At 72.2% G+C, this 18,316-nt stretch carries 18 protein-coding genes; 5 read left to right on the top strand and 13 right to left on the bottom strand.

The annotated features are described in order from the left end of the window. Positions 1–11: 11 nt before the first annotated feature. The 6 genes from IF46_RS0121650 to IF46_RS0121625 all read right to left on the bottom strand — a co-directional run bounded on the left by IF46_RS0121650 (position 12) and on the right by IF46_RS0121625 (position 6,630). Complete coding sequence (locus tag IF46_RS0121650) at positions 12–587, bottom strand: helix-turn-helix transcriptional regulator (RefSeq protein WP_084597985.1); 576 nt, start codon at positions 585–587, stop codon at positions 12–14. A 332-nt stretch (positions 588–919) separates the two neighbouring features. Further along, positions 920–1,903: a porphobilinogen synthase gene (gene hemB, locus IF46_RS0121645; protein WP_030490180.1), complete on the bottom strand. Its 984-nt coding sequence runs from the start codon at positions 1,901–1,903 to the stop codon at positions 920–922. Positions 1,904–1,923: 20 nt separating this feature from the next. Then, on the bottom strand, positions 1,924–3,504 hold the full coding sequence (locus IF46_RS0121640; RefSeq protein ID WP_030490179.1) for a uroporphyrinogen-III synthase: 1,581 nt from the start codon (positions 3,502–3,504) through the stop codon (positions 1,924–1,926). After that, on the bottom strand, positions 3,501–4,469 hold the full coding sequence (gene hemC / locus IF46_RS0121635; protein WP_030490178.1) for a hydroxymethylbilane synthase: 969 nt from the start codon (positions 4,467–4,469) through the stop codon (positions 3,501–3,503). Before hemC ends, IF46_RS0121640 begins: the two co-directional genes overlap by 4 nt. Beyond that, positions 4,466–5,863, bottom strand: coding sequence for a glutamyl-tRNA reductase (locus IF46_RS0121630; protein WP_030490177.1), 1,398 nt, complete (start codon positions 5,861–5,863; stop codon positions 4,466–4,468). The genes hemC and IF46_RS0121630 overlap by 4 nt, the downstream gene beginning before the upstream one ends. Continuing rightward, entirely contained in the window at positions 5,860–6,630 is a 771-nt protein-coding gene (locus IF46_RS0121625) for a redox-sensing transcriptional repressor Rex (RefSeq protein ID WP_030329747.1), read from the bottom strand. Before IF46_RS0121625 ends, IF46_RS0121630 begins: the two co-directional genes overlap by 4 nt. 371 nt (positions 6,631–7,001) lie before the next feature. Here IF46_RS0121625 and IF46_RS0121620 point away from each other — a divergent pair, with 371 nt between their 5' ends. Together IF46_RS0121620 and IF46_RS0121615 are read left to right on the top strand one after the other, a co-directional pair. After that, positions 7,002–8,306: a sensor histidine kinase gene (locus IF46_RS0121620; protein ID WP_030490176.1), complete on the top strand. Its 1,305-nt coding sequence runs from the start codon at positions 7,002–7,004 to the stop codon at positions 8,304–8,306. A 117-nt stretch (positions 8,307–8,423) separates the two neighbouring features. Next, positions 8,424–9,077 carry a response regulator transcription factor gene (locus IF46_RS0121615; protein WP_030490175.1) on the top strand — a complete coding sequence of 218 codons (654 nt, stop codon included), beginning with the start codon at positions 8,424–8,426 and terminating at the stop codon, positions 9,075–9,077. Here the strand turns inward: IF46_RS0121615 and IF46_RS0121610 are convergent. From IF46_RS0121610 to IF46_RS0121600, 3 genes are read right to left on the bottom strand one after another with little or no spacing between them, the layout of a single operon-like run. Beyond that, on the bottom strand, positions 9,058–9,720 hold the full coding sequence (locus IF46_RS0121610; protein WP_030490174.1) for an HAD family hydrolase: 663 nt from the start codon (positions 9,718–9,720) through the stop codon (positions 9,058–9,060). The two genes, IF46_RS0121615 and IF46_RS0121610, sit on opposite strands and share 20 nt — an antisense overlap. Before the next feature lie 20 nt (positions 9,721–9,740). Next, a complete protein-coding gene (locus IF46_RS0121605; protein WP_030490173.1) occupies positions 9,741–9,995 on the bottom strand; it encodes a glutaredoxin family protein in 255 nt (84 codons plus the stop codon). Further along, positions 9,985–11,724 (bottom strand): AMP-binding protein, encoded by a 1,740-nt coding sequence (locus IF46_RS0121600; protein ID WP_232234108.1) that lies wholly within the window; start codon positions 11,722–11,724, stop codon positions 9,985–9,987. The genes IF46_RS0121605 and IF46_RS0121600 overlap by 11 nt, the downstream gene beginning before the upstream one ends. Before the next feature lie 475 nt (positions 11,725–12,199). On the opposite strand from IF46_RS0121600, the gene IF46_RS0121595 reads away from it, so the two are divergent. From IF46_RS0121595 to IF46_RS0121585, 3 genes are all read left to right on the top strand, one after another. Next, positions 12,200–13,138 carry an ECF subfamily RNA polymerase sigma factor, BldN family gene (locus tag IF46_RS0121595; RefSeq protein ID WP_030490171.1) on the top strand — a complete coding sequence of 313 codons (939 nt, stop codon included), beginning with the start codon at positions 12,200–12,202 and terminating at the stop codon, positions 13,136–13,138. Positions 13,139–13,426: 288 nt separating this feature from the next. Then, positions 13,427–14,296, top strand: a complete 870-nt coding sequence (locus IF46_RS0121590; RefSeq protein ID WP_030490170.1) for a DUF5667 domain-containing protein — start codon at positions 13,427–13,429, stop codon at positions 14,294–14,296. A 126-nt stretch (positions 14,297–14,422) separates the two neighbouring features. Continuing rightward, positions 14,423–15,292 carry an HAD family hydrolase gene (locus IF46_RS0121585; RefSeq protein WP_030490169.1) on the top strand — a complete coding sequence of 290 codons (870 nt, stop codon included), beginning with the start codon at positions 14,423–14,425 and terminating at the stop codon, positions 15,290–15,292. A gap of 1 nt (position 15,293) precedes the next feature. On the opposite strand, the gene IF46_RS0121580 is transcribed toward IF46_RS0121585, so the two are convergent. The 4 genes from IF46_RS0121580 to IF46_RS0121565 all read right to left on the bottom strand — a co-directional run bounded on the left by IF46_RS0121580 (position 15,294) and on the right by IF46_RS0121565 (position 18,193). Beyond that, positions 15,294–16,205 (bottom strand): lysophospholipid acyltransferase family protein, encoded by a 912-nt coding sequence (locus IF46_RS0121580; protein WP_157563301.1) that lies wholly within the window; start codon positions 16,203–16,205, stop codon positions 15,294–15,296. Positions 16,206–16,466: 261 nt separating this feature from the next. Further along, complete coding sequence (locus IF46_RS0121575) at positions 16,467–17,543, bottom strand: NAD-dependent epimerase/dehydratase family protein (protein WP_030490167.1); 1,077 nt, start codon at positions 17,541–17,543, stop codon at positions 16,467–16,469. A gap of 125 nt (positions 17,544–17,668) precedes the next feature. Continuing rightward, positions 17,669–17,770, bottom strand: a complete 102-nt coding sequence (locus IF46_RS33900) for a 30S ribosomal protein bS22 (protein ID WP_007465623.1) — start codon at positions 17,768–17,770, stop codon at positions 17,669–17,671. A gap of 213 nt (positions 17,771–17,983) precedes the next feature. Next, a complete protein-coding gene (locus IF46_RS0121565) occupies positions 17,984–18,193 on the bottom strand; it encodes a helix-turn-helix domain-containing protein (protein WP_007465625.1) in 210 nt (69 codons plus the stop codon). Positions 18,194–18,316: the final 123 nt, after the last annotated feature.

The raw sequence follows: 18,316 nt of genomic DNA, 5'->3' as shown, positions 1-18,316 counted from the left end.
CCACTTCTGGGTCAGCGGTATCGCCAGAGCTGTGGTGGCGGCGGATCGCCACGGTGCCGGGCTACGCGCACCTCCCATTGGCTGCGCCGACGCATCGCGTCCCGGATCTCACGATTGCGGTAGAACGTCTCGGGCGGTCGGGCCAGCCCGTAGATGTCCGCCCACCACTCCCCGGGCTCGGGGTCGAGGATGGTGTCGAGATGCGACGGGTAGCGGCGCCCTGCCCCGTCGCGCGTGTCTTCCCAGTCCCGCATCGGCCTGAGCACCCGACCGAATTCGTCGACGACGGCCAGTCGACATCCCACGACCCCGATGATCCGGCGGAGCAGGTCGATGCTCGGGACAGTCCGACCGGCCTCGATGCGGCCAATTGTCGCGTGGTGCACCCCCGCCCACCGGGCCAGCTCGCGCTGGCTCAGGTCAGCGTGACGGCGGATCGCCCGGACGATGCCAACGACCGGCCACGGAGCGTCCGACGGCTCGCTGAGTATGACTTTCCGCTGCGCGAGGCTGGGGCTCGGACCGTCGGCGATCCAGCTGTCGGCGCTGGATGCTCCTGCATCCGGGGGCATCGGTGACTCGTCCATGCCGTCACCGTCCCGGCTCGCTCCGTTCCTCGCAATCCCGTCTGGCGGGCCTGTGGACAACGGAGCGACCTGTGGATAACCGGGCGCCCATCACCGTAGGGGTTGAGCGGCACGTCCTCGCCGCCACGGAGCAGGGCCTTCAGTCCCAAGACCTTCCCTTTGCTCTGCACCCCAATACGCACCGGTCGCGGACCGTAGCCGTCGCACCCGCGGGTGCAGAGCAAAGGCTGGCGCGGAGGTGTGCGGGCCAGGGATCGGCCGGGCGGCTCACCTCGGTCGGGGCCGCGTCCAGCCGTCAGGGCCGCGCGGGGCCGCACGGCGGGGCGGGCCGCTCAGTAGCGCTGGCGGAGCAGGTTGGCGGCCTCGACCGCCCAGTAGGTGAGGATGACCTGCGCGCCGGCCCGCTTGATCGAGGTGAGCGTCTCCAGCATCACCCGCTCCCGGTCGATCCAGCCGTTCGCAGCGGCCGCCTCGACCATCGCGTACTCGCCGGAGACCTGGTAGGCGGCGACCGGAACGTCCACCGCAGCCCGCACCGCCGACACCACGTCGAGGTAGGGCAGCGCCGGCTTGACCATCACCAGGTCGGCGCCCTCGGCGACGTCGAGCGCCACCTCACGCAGCGACTCGCGCAGATTGGCCGGGTCCTGCTGGTAGGTGCGCCGGTCGCCCTCCAGCGCCGACTCCACCGCGTCGCGGAACGGGCCGTAGAAGGCGGAGGCGTACTTCACGGCGTACGCCAGCACCGAGACGTCCTCGTGCCCGGCGGCGTCGAGCGCCCTGCGTACCACGCCGACCTGGCCGTCCATCATCCCGGACGGCCCGACCATGCCGACCCCGGCGGCGGCCTGGGCCACCGCCATCTCGGCGTAGGCGGCCAGGGTCGAGTCGTTGTCGACCTCACCGTCTCCGGTGAGCAGCCCGCAGTGCCCGTGCGAGGTGAACTCGTCCAGGCACAGGTCGCTCATCACCACCGTGGCGTCGCCTACCTCGGCAGCCACGTCGCGAATGGCGACGTTCAGGATGCCGTTCGGGTCGATGCCGCCGGAGCCGGTCGGGTCCCGCTGCTCCGGCACGCCGAAGAGCATGATCCCGCCGACACCGGCCTGGACCGCCTCGACCGCTGCCTTGCGCAGCGAGTCCCGGGAGTGCTGGAGCACTCCCGGGAGCGACGCGATGGCGCGGGGCTCGGTCAGCCCCTCCTTGACGAACATCGGCACGACCAGCTCGGCCGGGTCGACCCGGGTCTCGGAGACCAGCCGGCGGATCGCCGGGGTGCGGCGCAGCCGGCGGGGCCGGATCTCGGGGTACGACATGGCGGGCCCTCCTCGAACGACTACCGGAAGCGCAGAGCGGTCGGCCCCTGCACCTTCGAGCCACGGCGCTGCTTGGCCGGCATGGCGGCCAGCTTCTCGCGCAGCTCAACGGCGTAGGCGGCGAGCGCCTCCACCAGGTCGGGCACCGAGGCGTGCGGCGGCTGGACGTCGACCCGCAGGCCGAACTCCGTCGCGGTCTCCGCCGTCTTGGGCCCAATGACGGCAACAACGGTCCGGGCGTGCGGCTTCCCGGCGATGCCGACCAGGTTGCGCACGGTGGAGGACGAGGTGAAGAGCACCGCGTCGAACCCGCCCGACTTGATCGCGTCCCGGATCTCGGCGGGCGGCGGCGCGGCCCGCACCGTCCGGTACGCGGTCACGTCGTCGACCTCCCAGCCACGCTCGGTGAGCCCGGCGGCGAGCGTCTCGGTGGCGATGTCGGCGCGCGGCAGCAGCACCCGGCCCACCGGGTCGAGGATCTCGTCGTGCGGAGAGAACTCGGCCAGCAGCCCCTCGGAGGACTGATCCCCGGCGGGGATCAGCTCCGGCTGGATGCCGAACGCGCGGACCGCGTCCGCCGTGGCCTCACCGATGCAGGCGATCTTGACGCCGCCGAAGTGCCGGGCGTCGAGGCCGTGCTCGGCGAACTTCTCCCAGACCGCGCGGACCGCGTTCACCGACGTGAAGATCACCCAGGCGTACCGGCCGTCGACCAGGCCCTTGACGGCCCGCTCCATCTGCGCCGGGGTACGCGGCGGCTCGACCGCGATGGTCGGCACCTCGCACGGGATCGCCCCGTACGCGCGCAGCCGGGCACTCATCGCACCGGCCTGCTCCTTGGTACGGGGTACGAGCACCTTCCAGCCGTACAGCGGGCGGTTCTCCCACCAGCTCAGCTTGTCGCGCTGCCCCACCCCGACACCGACGGTGAGCACCACCCGGCCGGTGAAGCCGAGCGCGGCGGCCACGAAGCTGTCCACGGTCGACGTGGTCGTGTACTGGGTCTCGCCGGTGCCGTCGCCGGTCACCCCGACACCGGTGGTGCCGTCGACCCCGGCGGCGAGCAGCCCGTCCCGGACGGCGGCGAGGTCACCGGCGTCCACGGCGAGCGCGAGCGAGCCCCGGCCGACGGCCGTGGCCAGCGCCTCGAAGTCCAGTGCGCTGACGTCCTCGACGTCGGCGGCGGTACGCACACCCGGCAGCGGGACGCCCGCGTAGGTGGCCACACCCTCGGCCTGGCCGACGCCGGGCACCACCTCGAAGTGGGCGGCGGTGCGGGCCACGGCCTGCACCTCCTTGACCACCGAGTCGTGCCCGAACGGGTCGCCGGCGACCAGGTGCACCGCGTTCAGCCCGGAACGGGCCGCGGAGATCAGCACCTTCGCCACGTCCCCCGGCGCGCCCTCGGCCGGGGTGAACTCGGCATCGTCGGAGGCCTCGGCGCGCACGACGGCGAGCAACGACTCCGGGACTCCCCGGTCGTAGATCACCTGGTCGGCGTCGACCAGGGCGTCGTGGGCCCGACGGGTCAGCAGGCCGGGGTCGCCGGGGCCAGCCCCGACGAACGCGATACGGCCGACGGGCTTACGGGTGCGGGTCATTCTGTGCTCCCAAATTGCTGGGTCCCCGGGCCGGTGTGTCCTTCGTGGCCGAGGATCGAGTCGGCGCCGAGGTCGAGGAGTTCGGCGGCGAGTGCCTTACCGATCTCCGCCGCGTCGGCGGGCGTTCCGGTGCGGGACAGCCGAAGGTCACGAGTGCCGTCCGGGCTGATCACCGCCCCGCGCAGGTAGATCTCATCGCCGTCGTCGCCTTCGGCGAGTTCGGCGTAGGCGGCGACGGGTGCGCTGCACCCGGCCTCCAGGGTTGCCAGAAACGCGCGTTCGGCGGTGACCGCGGCACGCGACGGTGCGTGGTCGAGCACTGCCAGCAGCTCGACCAGATCCTGGTCGTCGACCCGGCACTCCACGGCCAGCGCACCCTGAGCGGGGGCGGGCAGCATGAGCATCGGGTCCAGCGTCTCGGTGATCGCGTCGGCCCGACCGATTCGGGCCAAACCGGCCCGGGCCAGAACGACGGCGTCTAGGTCGGCATCGGGGCCGAGCACCCGCGCGAGGCGGGTGTCGATGTTGCCGCGAATCGGGGTGACGTCCAACTGCAGGCCGAGGGCGTGCAGTTGGGCGATCCGGCGCAGCGCGCCGGTGCCGACGGTGGCCCCGGGCGGCAACTCGGCGAGCGTCCGGCCGCCGCGGGCGACCAACGCGTCGCGCGGGTCCAGCCGGGCCGGCACCGCGGCGATGTGCAGCCCATTGGCGACAGCCGTGGGCAGATCCTTGTAGGAGTGCACCGCGAAGTCGATCGTCCCGGCGGTCAGCGCGTCGCGCAGCGCGGAGACGAACACCCCGACGCCGAGCCGGTGTACCGGCGCGCTGGAGCGGTCGCCTGCGGTGACCACCTCGACCAGCTCGACCGGGCGGCCGGTGGCGGCCGTGAACGCCTCGGCGATCTGGCCGGACTGGGCCATCGCCAGCGTGCTACCCCGGGTGCCGAGGCGCAGGGGGGCGGTCATCGCGCACCTCCGGTTGGTGGGGTCGGCTCGGTGGCGTCGGCTCCGGACACCGGGTTGGTGCCGGGCAGCGCCAGGCCGAGGTCGGGGATCAGCACGTCCGGGACGGTGTCGACCGGCGAGGTCTGCGGCACCTCAAGGTCGAACAGCTCACGCAGCAGTGCCGCGTACTGGTCGCCACCGGGCTCCGCGGCCAACTGGCGGACCTTGACGGTGGGCTGGTGCAGCAGCCGCTGCACGACCCGGTGCACCGTGCGGGCCACCTCGGCCCGCAGGTCGTCGCCGAGGTCGGGGCGACGCTGGGCCAGCCGGCGCAGCTCGGCGGTGACCACGTCGTCGGCCCGGCCGCGCAGCGCGGCCACGGTGGGTGCCACGTCGGCACCGCGCAACCAGGTGAGGAAGCTCTCCACCTCGCCGAGCACGATGCGTTCGACGGCGGCGGCGTCGGCAGCCGCCGGACCGTCGGCGAGCAGCGCCGCCATCCGGTCGATGTCGATCACCTCGACGCCGGGAAGCTCGGCGACCCCCGCCTCGACGTCACGCGGGACGGCCAGGTCGAGCAGGACCAGCGGACCCCGGGCCGGGTCGCGATCGGCCAGCGCCCCGCTGACCACCGCCCGGGTGAGGACCGGTTCAGTGGACGCGGTGGCGGCCACTACGATGTCCACTGTGGAGAGGGTGGCGGCTAGCTCGGCCATCGGCGCGGCGCTCGCCCCGTACGACTCGGCGAGCCGGACTGCCCGGTCGGCGCCCCGGTTGCTGACGGTGAGCGGCCCGGCACCCAGTCGGGACAGCGTGGCCACCCCGAGCGAGCCCATCGCGCCGGCGCCGACCACCAGGGCCGGGTGGCCGACGAGGTCGCCATCGAGGTGCCCGGCCGCCAGCTCCAGCGCGGCGGTGACGACGCTCTGGCCAGCCCGGTCGATGCCGGTCTCGGCGTGGGCCCGCTTGCCGACCCGCAACGCCTGCTGCATCAGCTCGTGCAACAGCCGACCAGCCGAGTCGGCGCCGGTGGCCCAGTGGTACGCGTCACGCAGCTGGCCGAGGATCTGCGCCTCGCCGACCACCATCGAGTCCAGACCGGTGGCGACTCGGAAGACGTGGTCCACGGCGGCGGTGTCGTAGTGCACGTACAGGTGACTGGCGAGCGTCGTGGGTGTGCTGCCGGCCTGCTCGGCCAGCACGGCGCACACGTCGCCGAGCCCACCGTGGAAACCGGACACGGCGGCGTAGACCTCCACCCGGTTGCAGGTAGAGACGATCACCGCCTCGGCCACGTACGGCTGGGCGACCAGGCGGTCGAGTGTGCGGGTCAGGTCGGCGGGGGGCACGGCCAGCTGCTCCAGCGTGGCGACCGGGGCGGTCCGGTAGGACGCGCCGACGACGAGCAGTTTCACGTGCCGATCGCCTCCTGGGTGTCGGTGGCCGCGAACCCGCCCGGCAGGGCGGTGAGAGCGGACCCGCCGGTGGCGGGCAGCGCGGTCAGCGACGCCTTGCGGTGCTCGTGGAAGGACAGAATCTGCAGCTCGATGGCGAGGTCGACCTTGCGCACGTCGACCCCCTCCGGAACCGAGAGTACGCACGGCGCGAAGTTGAGGATGCTCGTCACGCCGACGGCGACCAGTTGGTCGGCGACCTGCTGGGCTGCGGCAGCCGGGGTGGCGATCACGCCGATCGCGAGGGATTCTTCCGCCGCGACCGTCGGCAGGTCGTCGACATGCCGGACTACCAGGCCGTTGATCTCCTCGCCGACCCGGGAGGGATCGGCGTCGAGCAGTGCGGCGATCCGGAAGCCCCGGCTCGCGAAGCCGTCGTAGCCGGCCAGAGCGTGACCGAGATTACCCACGCCAACCAGGGCGACCGCCCGACGTTGGGTGAGCCCGAGCACATACTCGATCTGCTCGATCAGGAGCGCGACGTCGTAGCCGACGCCCCGGGTGCCGTACGAGCCGAGGTGGGAGAGATCCTTACGAAGCTTGGCGGAGTTGACCCCGGCGGCGGCCGAGAGACCCTCGCTGGAGACCGTCTCATGCCCGGTGTCGGCGAGGTTGTGCAGCGCGCGCAGATATTCCGGGAGCCGAGCGACGGTCGCCTCGGGCAGATCCGGGAGCGCTGGTACGGCACCGGCGCGGCCGGGCGCGCCTGGGTGACGGTGCTGACTCATGAGACTCCGTGCGGTGCGATCCTCGGCCAACTCTGCTGGTCGGCCGTTAGTGGACTCCCGCTGGCGACCGAGGTTGCCGGCTGTGCTAGCAGGGCGCGTCGGAGTCACAGCGTAGGCGCTTGTGAAGACGTGCACAAATCGCGATCTTGCCGCTGCGTGACGCGACCTCACCAGCACCTCCATTCCACAAGATCGATTTAACGGCTCGGTCGGCTCACCGCCCGGGCGATTATTGCTCAATCCCGACTTCTCTGACCAATCCCGCGCCGGGCCTGGCTCGGGGTCGTGCCGGTGGTGGTAGGGACAGCACTACGAGGGAGAGGCGGGACTTCGGGATGGGGACACCGAGCCCAGCTGCCTAGCCTTTGGGCATGACCGCCGTTGCCGCCACCAGCGACCGACCGACGCTGGCACCGAGCATCCCTCGCCAGCTCTTCGTCGACTCCGGGTACCTATTGCTCGGCCTGCCCCTGGCGGTGGCGAGCTTCATCGTCCTCATCGTCGGCCTCGCGGTCGGTATCGGTCTGGTGGTCACGGTGATCGGCCTGCCGATCCTCAGCGGCACCCTGTACGCCGCCCGTGGGCTGGCCGACATCGAGCGGCTGCGGCTGCCCGCGGTGCTCCGGCAGCCCCGGATCCGGCCGCACTACCGGCTGCCCGAGGCCGGCGCGAACGCCTGGCGGCGGATCTTCGTGCCGATGCGGGACGCCCAGTCCTGGCTCGACCTGGCGCACGGCATCCTGCGGCTGATCGCGGCGGTGGGCACCTTCGTGGTGGCCGTGGCGTGGTGGGCCGCCGCGATCACCGGCTCGCTCTACTGGGCCTACGACTGGGCCCTGCCCCGAGCCGACGGCGAGGGCGACCAGGACCTGGCGCAACTGCTCGGCCTGGGTGACTCGACCACCGCCCGAATCGGCCTGTACACCGCGCTCGGGGTGTTCTTCCTGATCACCCTGCCGATCGTGGTGCGGGGTTGTGCGCTGCTCCAGGCCAGCTTCGCCAAGGCCATGTTGACCGGCGTGGCCGAGATGCGCGACCGGATCACCGTGCTGGAGGAGCAGAAGAGGGCCGCCGTGTCCGCCGAGGCCTCCGCGCTGCGCCGGTTGGAACGCGACATCCACGACGGCCCCCAGCAGCGCCTGGTCCGCCTGGCGATGGACCTCAGTCGGGCCCGGATGCAGCTCGCCTCGGACCCGGAGGCGGCCGGCCGCACCATCGACGAGGCGGTCGCCCAGACCCGGGACACGCTGGCCGAGCTGCGGGCGCTGTCCCGGGGCATCGCGCCGCCGATCCTGGTCGACCGGGGCCTGCCCAGCGCCCTGGCCGCGATCGCCGGCCGTGGGCTGATCCCGATCGAGCTTCAGGTCGACCCGCAGCTCGGCACCCCGGCCGGGCGGCTCGACCCGGCGGTGGAGAACACCGCGTACTTCGTGGTGTCCGAGGCGCTGACAAACGTCGCCAAGCACAGCCGGGCCACCGAGGCCACGGTGGCCGTGGCCCGCCACGACACCCACCTGCAGGTGCGGGTGGGCGACGACGGGCAGGGTGGCGCGCACCTGGCCAAGGGGCACGGGCTGGCCGGCATCGCCGACCGGGTCCGGGCCGCCGGCGGCGAACTGATGGTGGTCAGCCCGACCGGCGGCCCCACCGAGATCCGCGCGGAGCTGCCCCTGTGAGCGCGAGGAGTGGGCCGGGTCCGCGAGCCCCGCAGTCGCGAATAAGGGAAATGCTGTGACCGATCCGGCACCGCGCAGAGCCCGCACGACGGGCCGGACGTGGTAGACAACACAGCCATGCGCATCGTGATCGCCGACGACGCCGTCCTGCTCCGGGAGGGGCTGGTCCGGCTACTGACCGAGAGCGGGCACCAGGTGGTGGCCGCCGTCGGGGACGGTGACGCCCTGGTCGAGGCGGTGGTCGAGCACCGGCCCGACGTGTCGATCGTCGACGTCCGGATGCCGCCCACGCACACCGACGAGGGGCTGCGGGCTGCGGTGGAGGCACGCCGGCTGGTGCCGCGTACCCCGATCCTGGTGCTCTCCCAGTACGTCGAGGTCTCGTACGCCGATGATCTGCTCGCCACCACCGGCGGCGCCGGCGGCGGGATCGGCTACCTGCTCAAGGACCGGGTCGCCGCGATCGACGAGTTCCTGGACGCGCTGCGCAGGGTGGCCAGCGGTGGCACGGTGCTCGACCCGGAGGTGGTCGGTCAGCTCTTCGCTCGCCGCCGCCGCGACGACCCGCTGCGGGAGCTGACCCCCCGCGAGCGCGAGGTGCTCGCCCTGATGGCCGAGGGGCGCTCGAACACCGCCATCGCCCGAGCCCTGGTGGTCAGCGACGGCGCGGTGGAGAAGCACGTGCGCAACATCTTCACCAAGCTCACCCTTCCACCGGACACCGAGCAGCACCGGCGGGTGCTGGCCGTCCTCACCTATCTACGAAACTGATTTCCCCGGCCAGGGCCACCGCGTCGGTGAGGGTGTCGGCCACCGGGTGACCGGAGGCGCGCAGCCGCGCCGGATCGGTGAACCCGCCGGTGTAGAGCACGGCACGGCCACCCACCGCGAGCGCCGCGTCCGCGTCGTCGATGGAGTCGCCGATCAGCACCACCGAGGCGCCGTCCACGCCCAGCTCGGCCAGGTGCAGCTTGAGCGATTCGGCCTTGCGGTCGCCGCCGACCGTGGCCCGCAGCCCGTCGACGCGGGTGAAATGACCGCTTAACCCGTACGTGTGCACGGTCGGGACCAGCTCCTCGTGGAACCACATGGAGAGCAGGCTCTGGCTGCCCGGCCAGGCCGCCATCGCGGCACGGGCGTCGGCGGCCAGCTCACAGGTGGTCAACCCGGTGCGGTACGCGTCGTGGAAGATCCGGTCCAGTCGGCCGAACTCGTCGTCGTCCACGGCCTGCCCGAGCACCTCGGCGTAGTACTCGGCGATCGGCCTGCGGAACCGCACCCGGTGCTCCTCGGGGGTGACCGTCGGCCCGCCCAGACTCGCGAACGCCACGTTGGTGGCGGACACCACCAGGCTGAGGTCGTTGAGCAGGGTGCCGTTCCAGTCCCAGACGAGGTGCGGGGGTGCAGGGGTCATCAGAGCACCTTAGGCACCGCTCAGAGCTGCGGCGTGGTCAGGTCCCGCAGCAGCCGGTCCTCCTCGACCCGCCAGTAGCCGTGCTCCTTGCCGTCGAGCATCACCACCGGCAGCCGGTCCCCGTACTCCCGCTCCAACCCCTCGTCGCCGGTGACGTCCCACTCGACCCACTTGTCGCCGGTGACCGCCACCACCCGGTCGAGCGCGGCCTTGGCGTCGTCGCACAGGTGGCAGCCGGGTCGGGTGATCAGGGCGAGTCGGGCGTCACTGGCCATCGGTTACCTCCGTGCGGGTGTCGGCGATCGCCGGCGGGTCGGTCGGCGTTGCCGACCGGAGCTGAGTCTTGCGTACCTTGCCGATCGCCGAGTGCGGCAGGGCGTCGACGAACTCGACGGCGGTCGGGCACTTGAACCGGGCCAGGTTCCGTGCGCAGTGGGCGAGCAACTCCTCGCTGGTCACCGGTCGACCCTGCGCCGGCACCACATACGCCCGCACAGTCTCGCCGGTCCGCGGGTGCGGCACACCCAGTACCGCCGACTCGGCCACCCCGGGGTGCCCGGTGAGCACCAGCTCGACCTCGTGCGGATAGACGTTGAACCCGTTGACCAGGATCAACTCTCCGAGCCGGTCGACCAGGAAGAGATCCCCGTCCTCGTCGGCGTACGCGATGTCACCGGTGCCCCACCAGCCGTCGGCATCCGGGCCGCCTCGACCGTCGGGCCAGTAACCGGCGAAGAGGTTGGGACCGCGCACCACGATCTGCCCCGGGTCGGTGCCCGGTGCCACGTCGGAGATGTCCAGCTCATCCGGGTCCTCGTCGGGGACGGCCAGCCCGTCGCGCCACAGGTCCACCCCGTCGGCGCCGACCAGGCGCAGCCCTACGCCAGGCAGCGGCCGGCCGATCGAACCCGGCTTGGCCACGCCGCCGACCAGAGTGGAGGTGAGCACCGGCGCGGTCTCGGTGAGGCCGTACCCGATGTGCACCTGATGGCCGGTGACCTCCGTGAAGCGCGCCGCGACCGCCGGTTCGAGCGGCGCCGCGCCGCAGACCGCCACCCGCACCGACGCGGTCGCCGCGCGGGCCTCGGCCGCACCGGCCCAGGTCAGGAACATCGACGGTACGCCGACCAGCACGCTGACCCGGTGCCGCGCGATCTCGTCCAGCCCTGCCGTCGGGCCCAGCTCGCCGAGCAGCACGCCGGTCGCGCCGTGCTGCACGACCGCACCCAGCCCAGAGTTGAGCCCGTACGCGTGGAACAGCGGCAACGCGAGCAGAACAGTGTCTGCCGCTCCGACCACCGGTGGCTCGATCCCGGCGACCTGGTCGTGGTTGGCGAGCAGCGCCTGGTGCGAGAGCATCGCACCCTTGGGCCGCCCCTCGGTGCCGGAGGTGTAGAGCAGTACAGCCAGGTCGGTGCCACCTCGTCGCGGGCGGGATGCCGGGCCGGGCGCCTCGGCGGTCGGTGGCGTGGCGTGCACGGCGGTGAGCGCGGGCAGCTCGGCGGTCACGTCGGCGACCAGGTCACGGACCTGATCGGTGGCGATGAGCACCGACGCGCCGGAATCGGCCAGCACGTGCCGTAGCTCCGGGGCGGTGAAGCCGGGGTTGACCGGCACGGCGACCAGCCCAGCGCGGAGGGTGCCGAGCCAGGCGATCACGAAGTCCGGCGTGTTGGGCAGTGCGATCGCGACGCGGGGCGGCGTACCGCCGGGGTCGGTGGGTGGCGCGGCGGCGGTCAGGCCGCGCGCGGCGGCGTCCACCGCGGCATCCAGTTCCGACCAGCTGAGGGTGTGCTCGCGCCAGTGCAGCGCGGGCCGGTCGGCGCGGTCGACAGCCGCCCGGCGGACCCGGTCGGCGAGGTTCGGCGCGGGGTTTGCCGAGAAGTCCTGCACGGTGATCGAGTCTGGCACAGCGGACGAGGACGGGCCATGCCCGACGGTCGGGGCAACGCCCGGAGGACCGCAGCGCGGCAGTCCCATGTACGAGACTGTCTCCTGTGCCATCGGCGATCCGATCAGGTCCTGCCGATGGGACGGGCGACGCCCTCCACGGGCGATTCGGCCGCCCCCGCCCGACCACCCGGCGCGGCGGGTCAGCCGAACGGTCGACACGCCCCCGACCTGGGCATCCATCCTGGAACACCGGGTCGGCGGAAAGTCAATCGCACACGACGGACAACCGGTCCGCCGCCGGTGCGACGGAGCGGGAAATACTTCCGCCTTGTGTAACGGACTTGCCACGCGCGGGTGACGTTGGCCCTATCATCACTCGGGTCGGGTCACCCCATTTGCCGTGAGTCGACACCCCTCAGCCCGAGGAGGCCCCCGTGCCTGTGAGCGCATTGGACCAGCACCTCCAGGGGAATTGCCGCGCGTCGGCAACCCCCGCGACCGTCCTGCCCGACCGGTTGCCCGGTCGGCCCGCCCCCACGAGACCTAGACCGGCCCGCCCGGCGACCGACGGGACGGGGGAAGCTCGGTGACCACCTTCGGTTACACGGAACGCCCGATCGGCCTGACCGGTCAGCCGGCTCGCTCCCACGTCAACGAGCGGCCAGCAGCCCGTGCCCCCATGGACGAGCAGCACGGCGGCGACGGCGCGGCGCAGCGGACCCGCAGCCGGCCACACCACAACGAGCCGCCGCAGCGGCCCGCGACACCCGGCGGGAACTCGAAGCCGGGCGGCGGACGAGTCGCCGTACCGCCCCGAATGCCCGTGCAGGGTCGTCGGATAAGCGACACACCGGCGGTCACCACCGACCCGGCGGCGGGTGAGACAGCGGTGATCCCGGCAGTGCCGGCCAGCACCGTCACCACCCCGACCGGTTTCCCGAGCCGCCCGGACCCGTCCGACCCGGCGACCGAGGTCTGGACGCTTATCGAGCGGGCCCAGGCCGGTGAGTCCGCAGCGTTCGGTCTGATCTACGACCGGTACGTGGACACCGTGTTCCGGTTCGTCTACTTCCGGGTCGGCAACCGGCAACTCGCCGAAGATCTCACCTCGGACACCTTCCTGCGCGCGCTCAAGCGGATCGGCAGCTTCACCTGGCAGGGCCGCGACCTCGGCGCCTGGTTGGTGACGATCGCCCGCAACCTGGTCGCCGACCACTTCAAGTCGGGCCGGTACCGGCTGGAGGTCACCACCGGCGACGTGCTCGACGCCGACCGGGAGGACCGGGGCCCGGAGGGCAGCCCGGAGGCGGCGGTGGTGGAGCACATCACCAACGTCGCGCTGCTCACCGCTGTGAAGCAGCTCAACCCGGAGCAGCAGGAGTGCATCGTGCTCCGCTTCCTCCAGGGCTTCTCGGTCGCCGAGACGGCCCGGTCGATGGGCAAGAACGAGGGGGCCATCAAGGCCCTCCAGTACCGCGCCGTTCGCGCCTTGGCCCGGCTCCTGCCCGACGGCTTCCAGCCGTAGTTTGTTACGGCGGGACCGATGGACGTCGATCAACGTTCGCGCAGCTCAGAGTCGGTCCCGCCCGGTGATGGCGATCACTTTCTGTAATTTCGGCTCCGCCAGGCCCGTAACCCGTGCCCGGTCCGCCGCGTTTCTCCGGGTGCGACTGGTGGAGGTCCCGGCAGCCCGGGTCACCGAGGTCCGACCGGCACGCCGGCGACACCTCACCTCCGTGGTGTCACACTGCCGCCCGGTCGCTGGCAACGACGGCGGCCGACCGGCCGTGACCAGCGAGAGGAGGTGCCTGCGGTGGACAACACCCTCTTCTCCCGCCGGCGCGCGGAGCGTTTCGCGCAGCTTCTCGACGAGGCGAACGGCGCTCGGCGACACCACGTCCGATCCCGTGTGGACGGTCAGCTCGCGCCGCTCGTCGCAGTGGGTCAGCGACTCAGCGTCGACCCCCCGGCTGTCGAGGTGGACCCGGACTTCCGCACCGGCCTGCGGGCGATGCTGCTCGCAACCGCTGAGCGGGAAGGGCTGGGCACCACACCGGCGGCGGTCAGCAAACCCGCCGCCACGACCACCCGCGGGCGACTACTGCCGGCGGTCACCGCCCGGCGAGCCCGAGCCCGAGGTGCGATCCTGGTCGGCATCGCCGCCGGTGCCATCGCCGTCTCCGGGATCTCCGCCGCCAGCGAGAACGCGGTGCCCGGTGACGCGCTGTACGGCATGAAGCGCTCGACCGAACGGGCACAACTCGCCCTGGCCAGCTCGGACATCAGCCGCGGCCAACTCTTCCTGGACTTCGCCCGGACCAGGCTCGGCGAAGCCGCCAAGCTGCGCGGCGACCGGATCGGCTACAGCGCGGTCCTCGACGACATGGACGCCGACACCCGGCAGGGTGTGCGCCTGCTGACCTCCGCCGCCGTGCAACGCGCCGAGCCGGGCAGCCTGGACACGCTCAACACCTTCGTGACGAGCCAGCGCCGGCTGGTGCGGGGCCTGCTCGACGGAAGCACCCGGGTCGACCGGGAACGGACCCAGCGCTCGCTGCTGCTGTTGGACAGCATCCGGGAACGCTCCGACGACCTGCGCGCAGCGATCGCCTGCGGCCTGCCGGCACCGACCGCCAGCGACGCCCTCGGCCCGGACCCGGGCGCCTGCCCAGGGGCTCGCTGACCAGCACCCCTATACCGCACGTCCGACCGGCCGCGCCACAGTTCGCTGTGTGCCCGGCCGGTCGACCGTTTACGGCGGCTACCCTCGCGAAGGAGCATCCGTCGTACCGGTGAGGAAGGGAATCGCGTGGCGCGTAGCCGTAAGGTGACGGTCAGCACCGACGCCGAGGGGCACACCGCCGGCTGGGCCGAGACTGACCTGGCCCCGGTCACCGCACCCGACTCGACCGCTGCGGCGTTCTTCGACGTGGACAACACGATGATGCAGGGCGCGTCGATCTACTGGTTCGCCCGTGGGCTCGCCTCCCGCAACTACGTCACCACCGCCGACCTGGCCCGATTCGCCTGGCAGCAGCTCCGCTTCCGGTTGCTGGCCCGGGAGCACGCCGGTGACATGTCCCTGGCCAAGGAGGCGGCGCTGGCCTTCGTCGAGGGCTGGCGGGTCGACGAGGTCGCGCGCCTCGCCGAGGAGATCTTCGACGAGCTGATGGCCCCCCGGATCTGGGCCGGCACCCACCAACTCGCTCAGCGTCACCTGGACGTCGGCCAGCGGGTCTGGTTGGTCAGCGCCGCACCCGTCGAGATCGGGCGGGTGATCGCCGCCCGGCTCGGCCTGACCGGTGCCATCGGCACGGTGGCCGAGGTGCTGGACGGGGCGTACACCGGGCGGTTGGTGGGTGACCTGATGCACGGGCCGGCCAAGGCCGAGGCGGTCACCCAACTCGCCGCCGTGGAAGGGCTCGAACTGGCCCGCTGCGCGGCCTACAGCGACTCGGCGAACGACCTGCCACTGCTGCGCGCGGTGGGCCGGGCGGTGGCCGTCAACCCGGACGGCACTCTGCTGCGGCAGGCCCGCCAGCACGGCTGGGAGGTGCGGGACTTCCGCACCGGCCGGCGGGCGGTCAAGATCGCCGTACCGTCGACGGCGGCGGCTGGGCTGGTCGCCGGCGCGGTCACCGCCGGCCTGGCCCTACAGCGCCGCCGCCGCGCCGGCTGAGCTACGGACCGAACGGGTCGGGCCGTCGCTCCAGCAGCGTGTGCAGGGTCTGCTGGATGGTCTCCCGCACCTGGTCGGCGAGGTTGAAGACGACAAGCGGGTCGTCCGCCGAGTCGGTCAGGTGGGCGGTGGGGATCGGCGGGCAGAACTCGATCAGCCACTTGCTGGGCAGCGGCACCATGCCCAGTGGGCCGAGCAGCGGGAACGTCGGCGTGACCGGGAAGTAGGGCAGCTTGAGCAGCCGCGCCAGAGGCTTGATGTCGGCGAGCATCGGGTAGATCTCCTCGCCGCCGACGATGGCGACCGGCACGATCGGCGTGCCGGTGCGCAGCGCCGCCGAGACGAACCCGCCCCGCCCGAAGCGTTGCAGCTTGTACCGGTCGGCGTAGAGCTTGCCGACGCCCTTGAAGCCCTCGGGGAACACACCGACCAGATCGCCGCCGCCGAGCAGCCGCTCGGCGTCCGGGTTGCACGCCACCGTGCCGCCGGTCTTGCGGGCCAACTCGGAGACGACCGGCATCCGGAAGACCAGGTCGGCGCCGAGCAGCCGCAGGTAGCGGTGCGCGGGGTGCTTGTCGTGCAGCGCCGCCGAGAGGATCAGCGCGTCCAGAGCCACCGTCCCGGAGTGGTTGCCGACCACCAGGGCGGGCCCGTCGAGGGGCACGTGCTCCACCCCGCTGACCTCGGTGCGGAACCAGTCCCGGTAGAGCAGCCGCAGCAGGGGGTGGAAGACCGCGTCGGTCAACTCCGAGTCGAAGCCGAACTCGTCGACCTCGTAGTCACCGGAGAGCCGCCGACGCAGGAACGCCAGCCCGTTCGCGACCTTGCGGTCCCAGTGGTCCCCCGGCCGGTCCGACACCGCCGGCTCGGTGCCACCGGACACCCCGGCGTCGCCAGACGTCGGAGGTGGCATCGGGGTCGGGGTCGGGGTCGGCGCGACCTGCGCGGCCGGTCGATGTCCGTTGCGCCGCGCCGGCTCCGCGTCCGGCGCGGGCGACTGCTGCGGTACGTCGAACCGCCCGACCGACTGCGGGTCCCGCCCTTCCTCCGACCCGCTCACGGCGCCACCTTGGTTCGCGACTGCGGGGCTCGCAAAACCGGCTCACTCCTCGCGCTCACGGCGCTACCTTGGTTCGCGACTGCGGGGCTCGCAAAACCGGCTCACTCCTCGCGCTCATGATGACCGCTCCCGCGCTGCCGAGCGGACCTGCCGGATGCCGTCCAGGACGAGTTGCTCGGCAGCGGCCAGCTGATCCCGGGTGATCACCCTCCCACCGTGATGGGCTCGGATGAAGTCCTCGAACGCCTCGGCGGTCGACCGGGGCGTGAAGCCGTACTCCTGCTCGAGCCGGCTGGTGTCGACCACCCGGCCGTGCACGAAGAGATCGACCTGGTCCAGGCCGTAGCGGCCGAAACCCATGGTGCGAGCCAGCGCGGCGGCACCGGAGAGGCTCGGCTCCAGCACCGGCACGGCCACCCGACCAGCGCGTCGGATCGCCTGGGACAGCGACAGCACTCCGGGGCCGGCGACGTTGTATGTGCCGGGATGGTTCTCCACGATCGACCGGTGCAGCACCTCCAACGCGTCGTCGAAGTGCAGGAACTGCAGACGAGGATCGCGGCCGAAGACGGTCGGCACGAACGGCTGTGAGAAATAGCGGGTCAACGTCGTGTCGGCGGTCGAGCCGATGAACGGAGCGAAGCGCAGCACCGTGGCAGTCACGTCGGATCGGCGGCGCCGGAAGCCGCGGACGTACCCCTCAAGGTCGAGGATGTCGCGGCCGAAACCGCCGCGCGGCACCTCGCGGGGCTCGGTCTCCTCGGTGAAGACCGCCGGATCCCGGAACGACACCCCGTACGCGGCGGTCGACGAACGGACCACGAGCTTGCGCAGCCGGGGTGCCCGCTGGCAGGCGGCGAGCATCTGCATGGTGCCGATGACGTTCTGGTCCTTCATCGCGGACCGGCCACCATGCTGGGGGTCGGGCGAGGTGACCAGCGCGAGGTGCACCACCGCGTCGACGTCCAGGTCGGCGAGGAGGCCACCGAGCGAACCGGCGTCGACGCGGATCCGCTCGACCCGGTCCAGTAGGTCGGTGAACTCGGCACCGGAATCCGGTGCGTCCACCCCGATGACCCGTTCGATGCGCGGGTCGGCGGCCAGTCGGGCCGCCACGTGGGCACCCAGGTAGCGGCCCACCCCGGTGACGACGACGACCCCCGGAGCACCTGGGGTGCCACCGGGGGTCATCTGACGCACCTACCCCGGCAGGAGGGACCGAGCCGGGACGACGACCACGGCCTGATCACCTGAGCCTCCGGAGGTCGACAGTTAGGCAAGTGACGCCGAACGCCGGGCAATGAGCCCGGCGGCGATCACTTGCCGAGACGGCGACGCTGGACGCGGGTCTTGCGCAGCAGCTTGCGGTGCTTCTTCTTAGCCATGCGCTTACGGCGCTTCTTGACCACCGAGCCCATACGACTGCCTTTCGATACAACGTGCGGGGCGGACCGGATGACACCACGCAGGTGGCGACGGCGACCGCTTGCGGACAACGGACCGGACCAGTCTGGGCGGCAGGGCGCACCGGTGGGGTCTCGGTCGGGCTCCAGGGTAGCCGGAGGGCGTCAGCCGGACCAACGCGCCCCCATCGGGGCCGCCTTTCGGCGACCGGGGGGCGGCGCGGAAGCTCAGGCGGTCTCCTGGAAAGCACCCCGGAGATATTCGTGCACCGCGTGCTCAGGCACCCGGAACGACCGGCCGACCCGCACTGCGGTGAGCTCACCGCTGTGCACCAGGCGATAGACCGTCATCTTTGACACCCGCATGACCGTCGCCACCTCCGCAACGGTCAGGAACTTGACCTCCGACAGCCGTCCGTCGGACTGTGACCCGGCCATGGCTCACCGACCCATCCCATGCCCGGCGCGTGCCAACCCGACGGATGCTCCGGGCCGGGCCGGCGACGCGCGTGTTACCAGTACGGTAGCGGGGCGGTTGTGACCGGCGCGATCCCTTCCTGC

Origin of the sequence: Micromonospora chokoriensis, assembly GCF_000718555.1 — a bacterium.
GTDB classification, from domain to species: Bacteria; Actinomycetota; Actinomycetes; order Mycobacteriales; family Micromonosporaceae; genus Micromonospora; species Micromonospora chokoriensis_B.
This window is presented reverse-complemented; position numbering and strand designations above follow the sequence as displayed.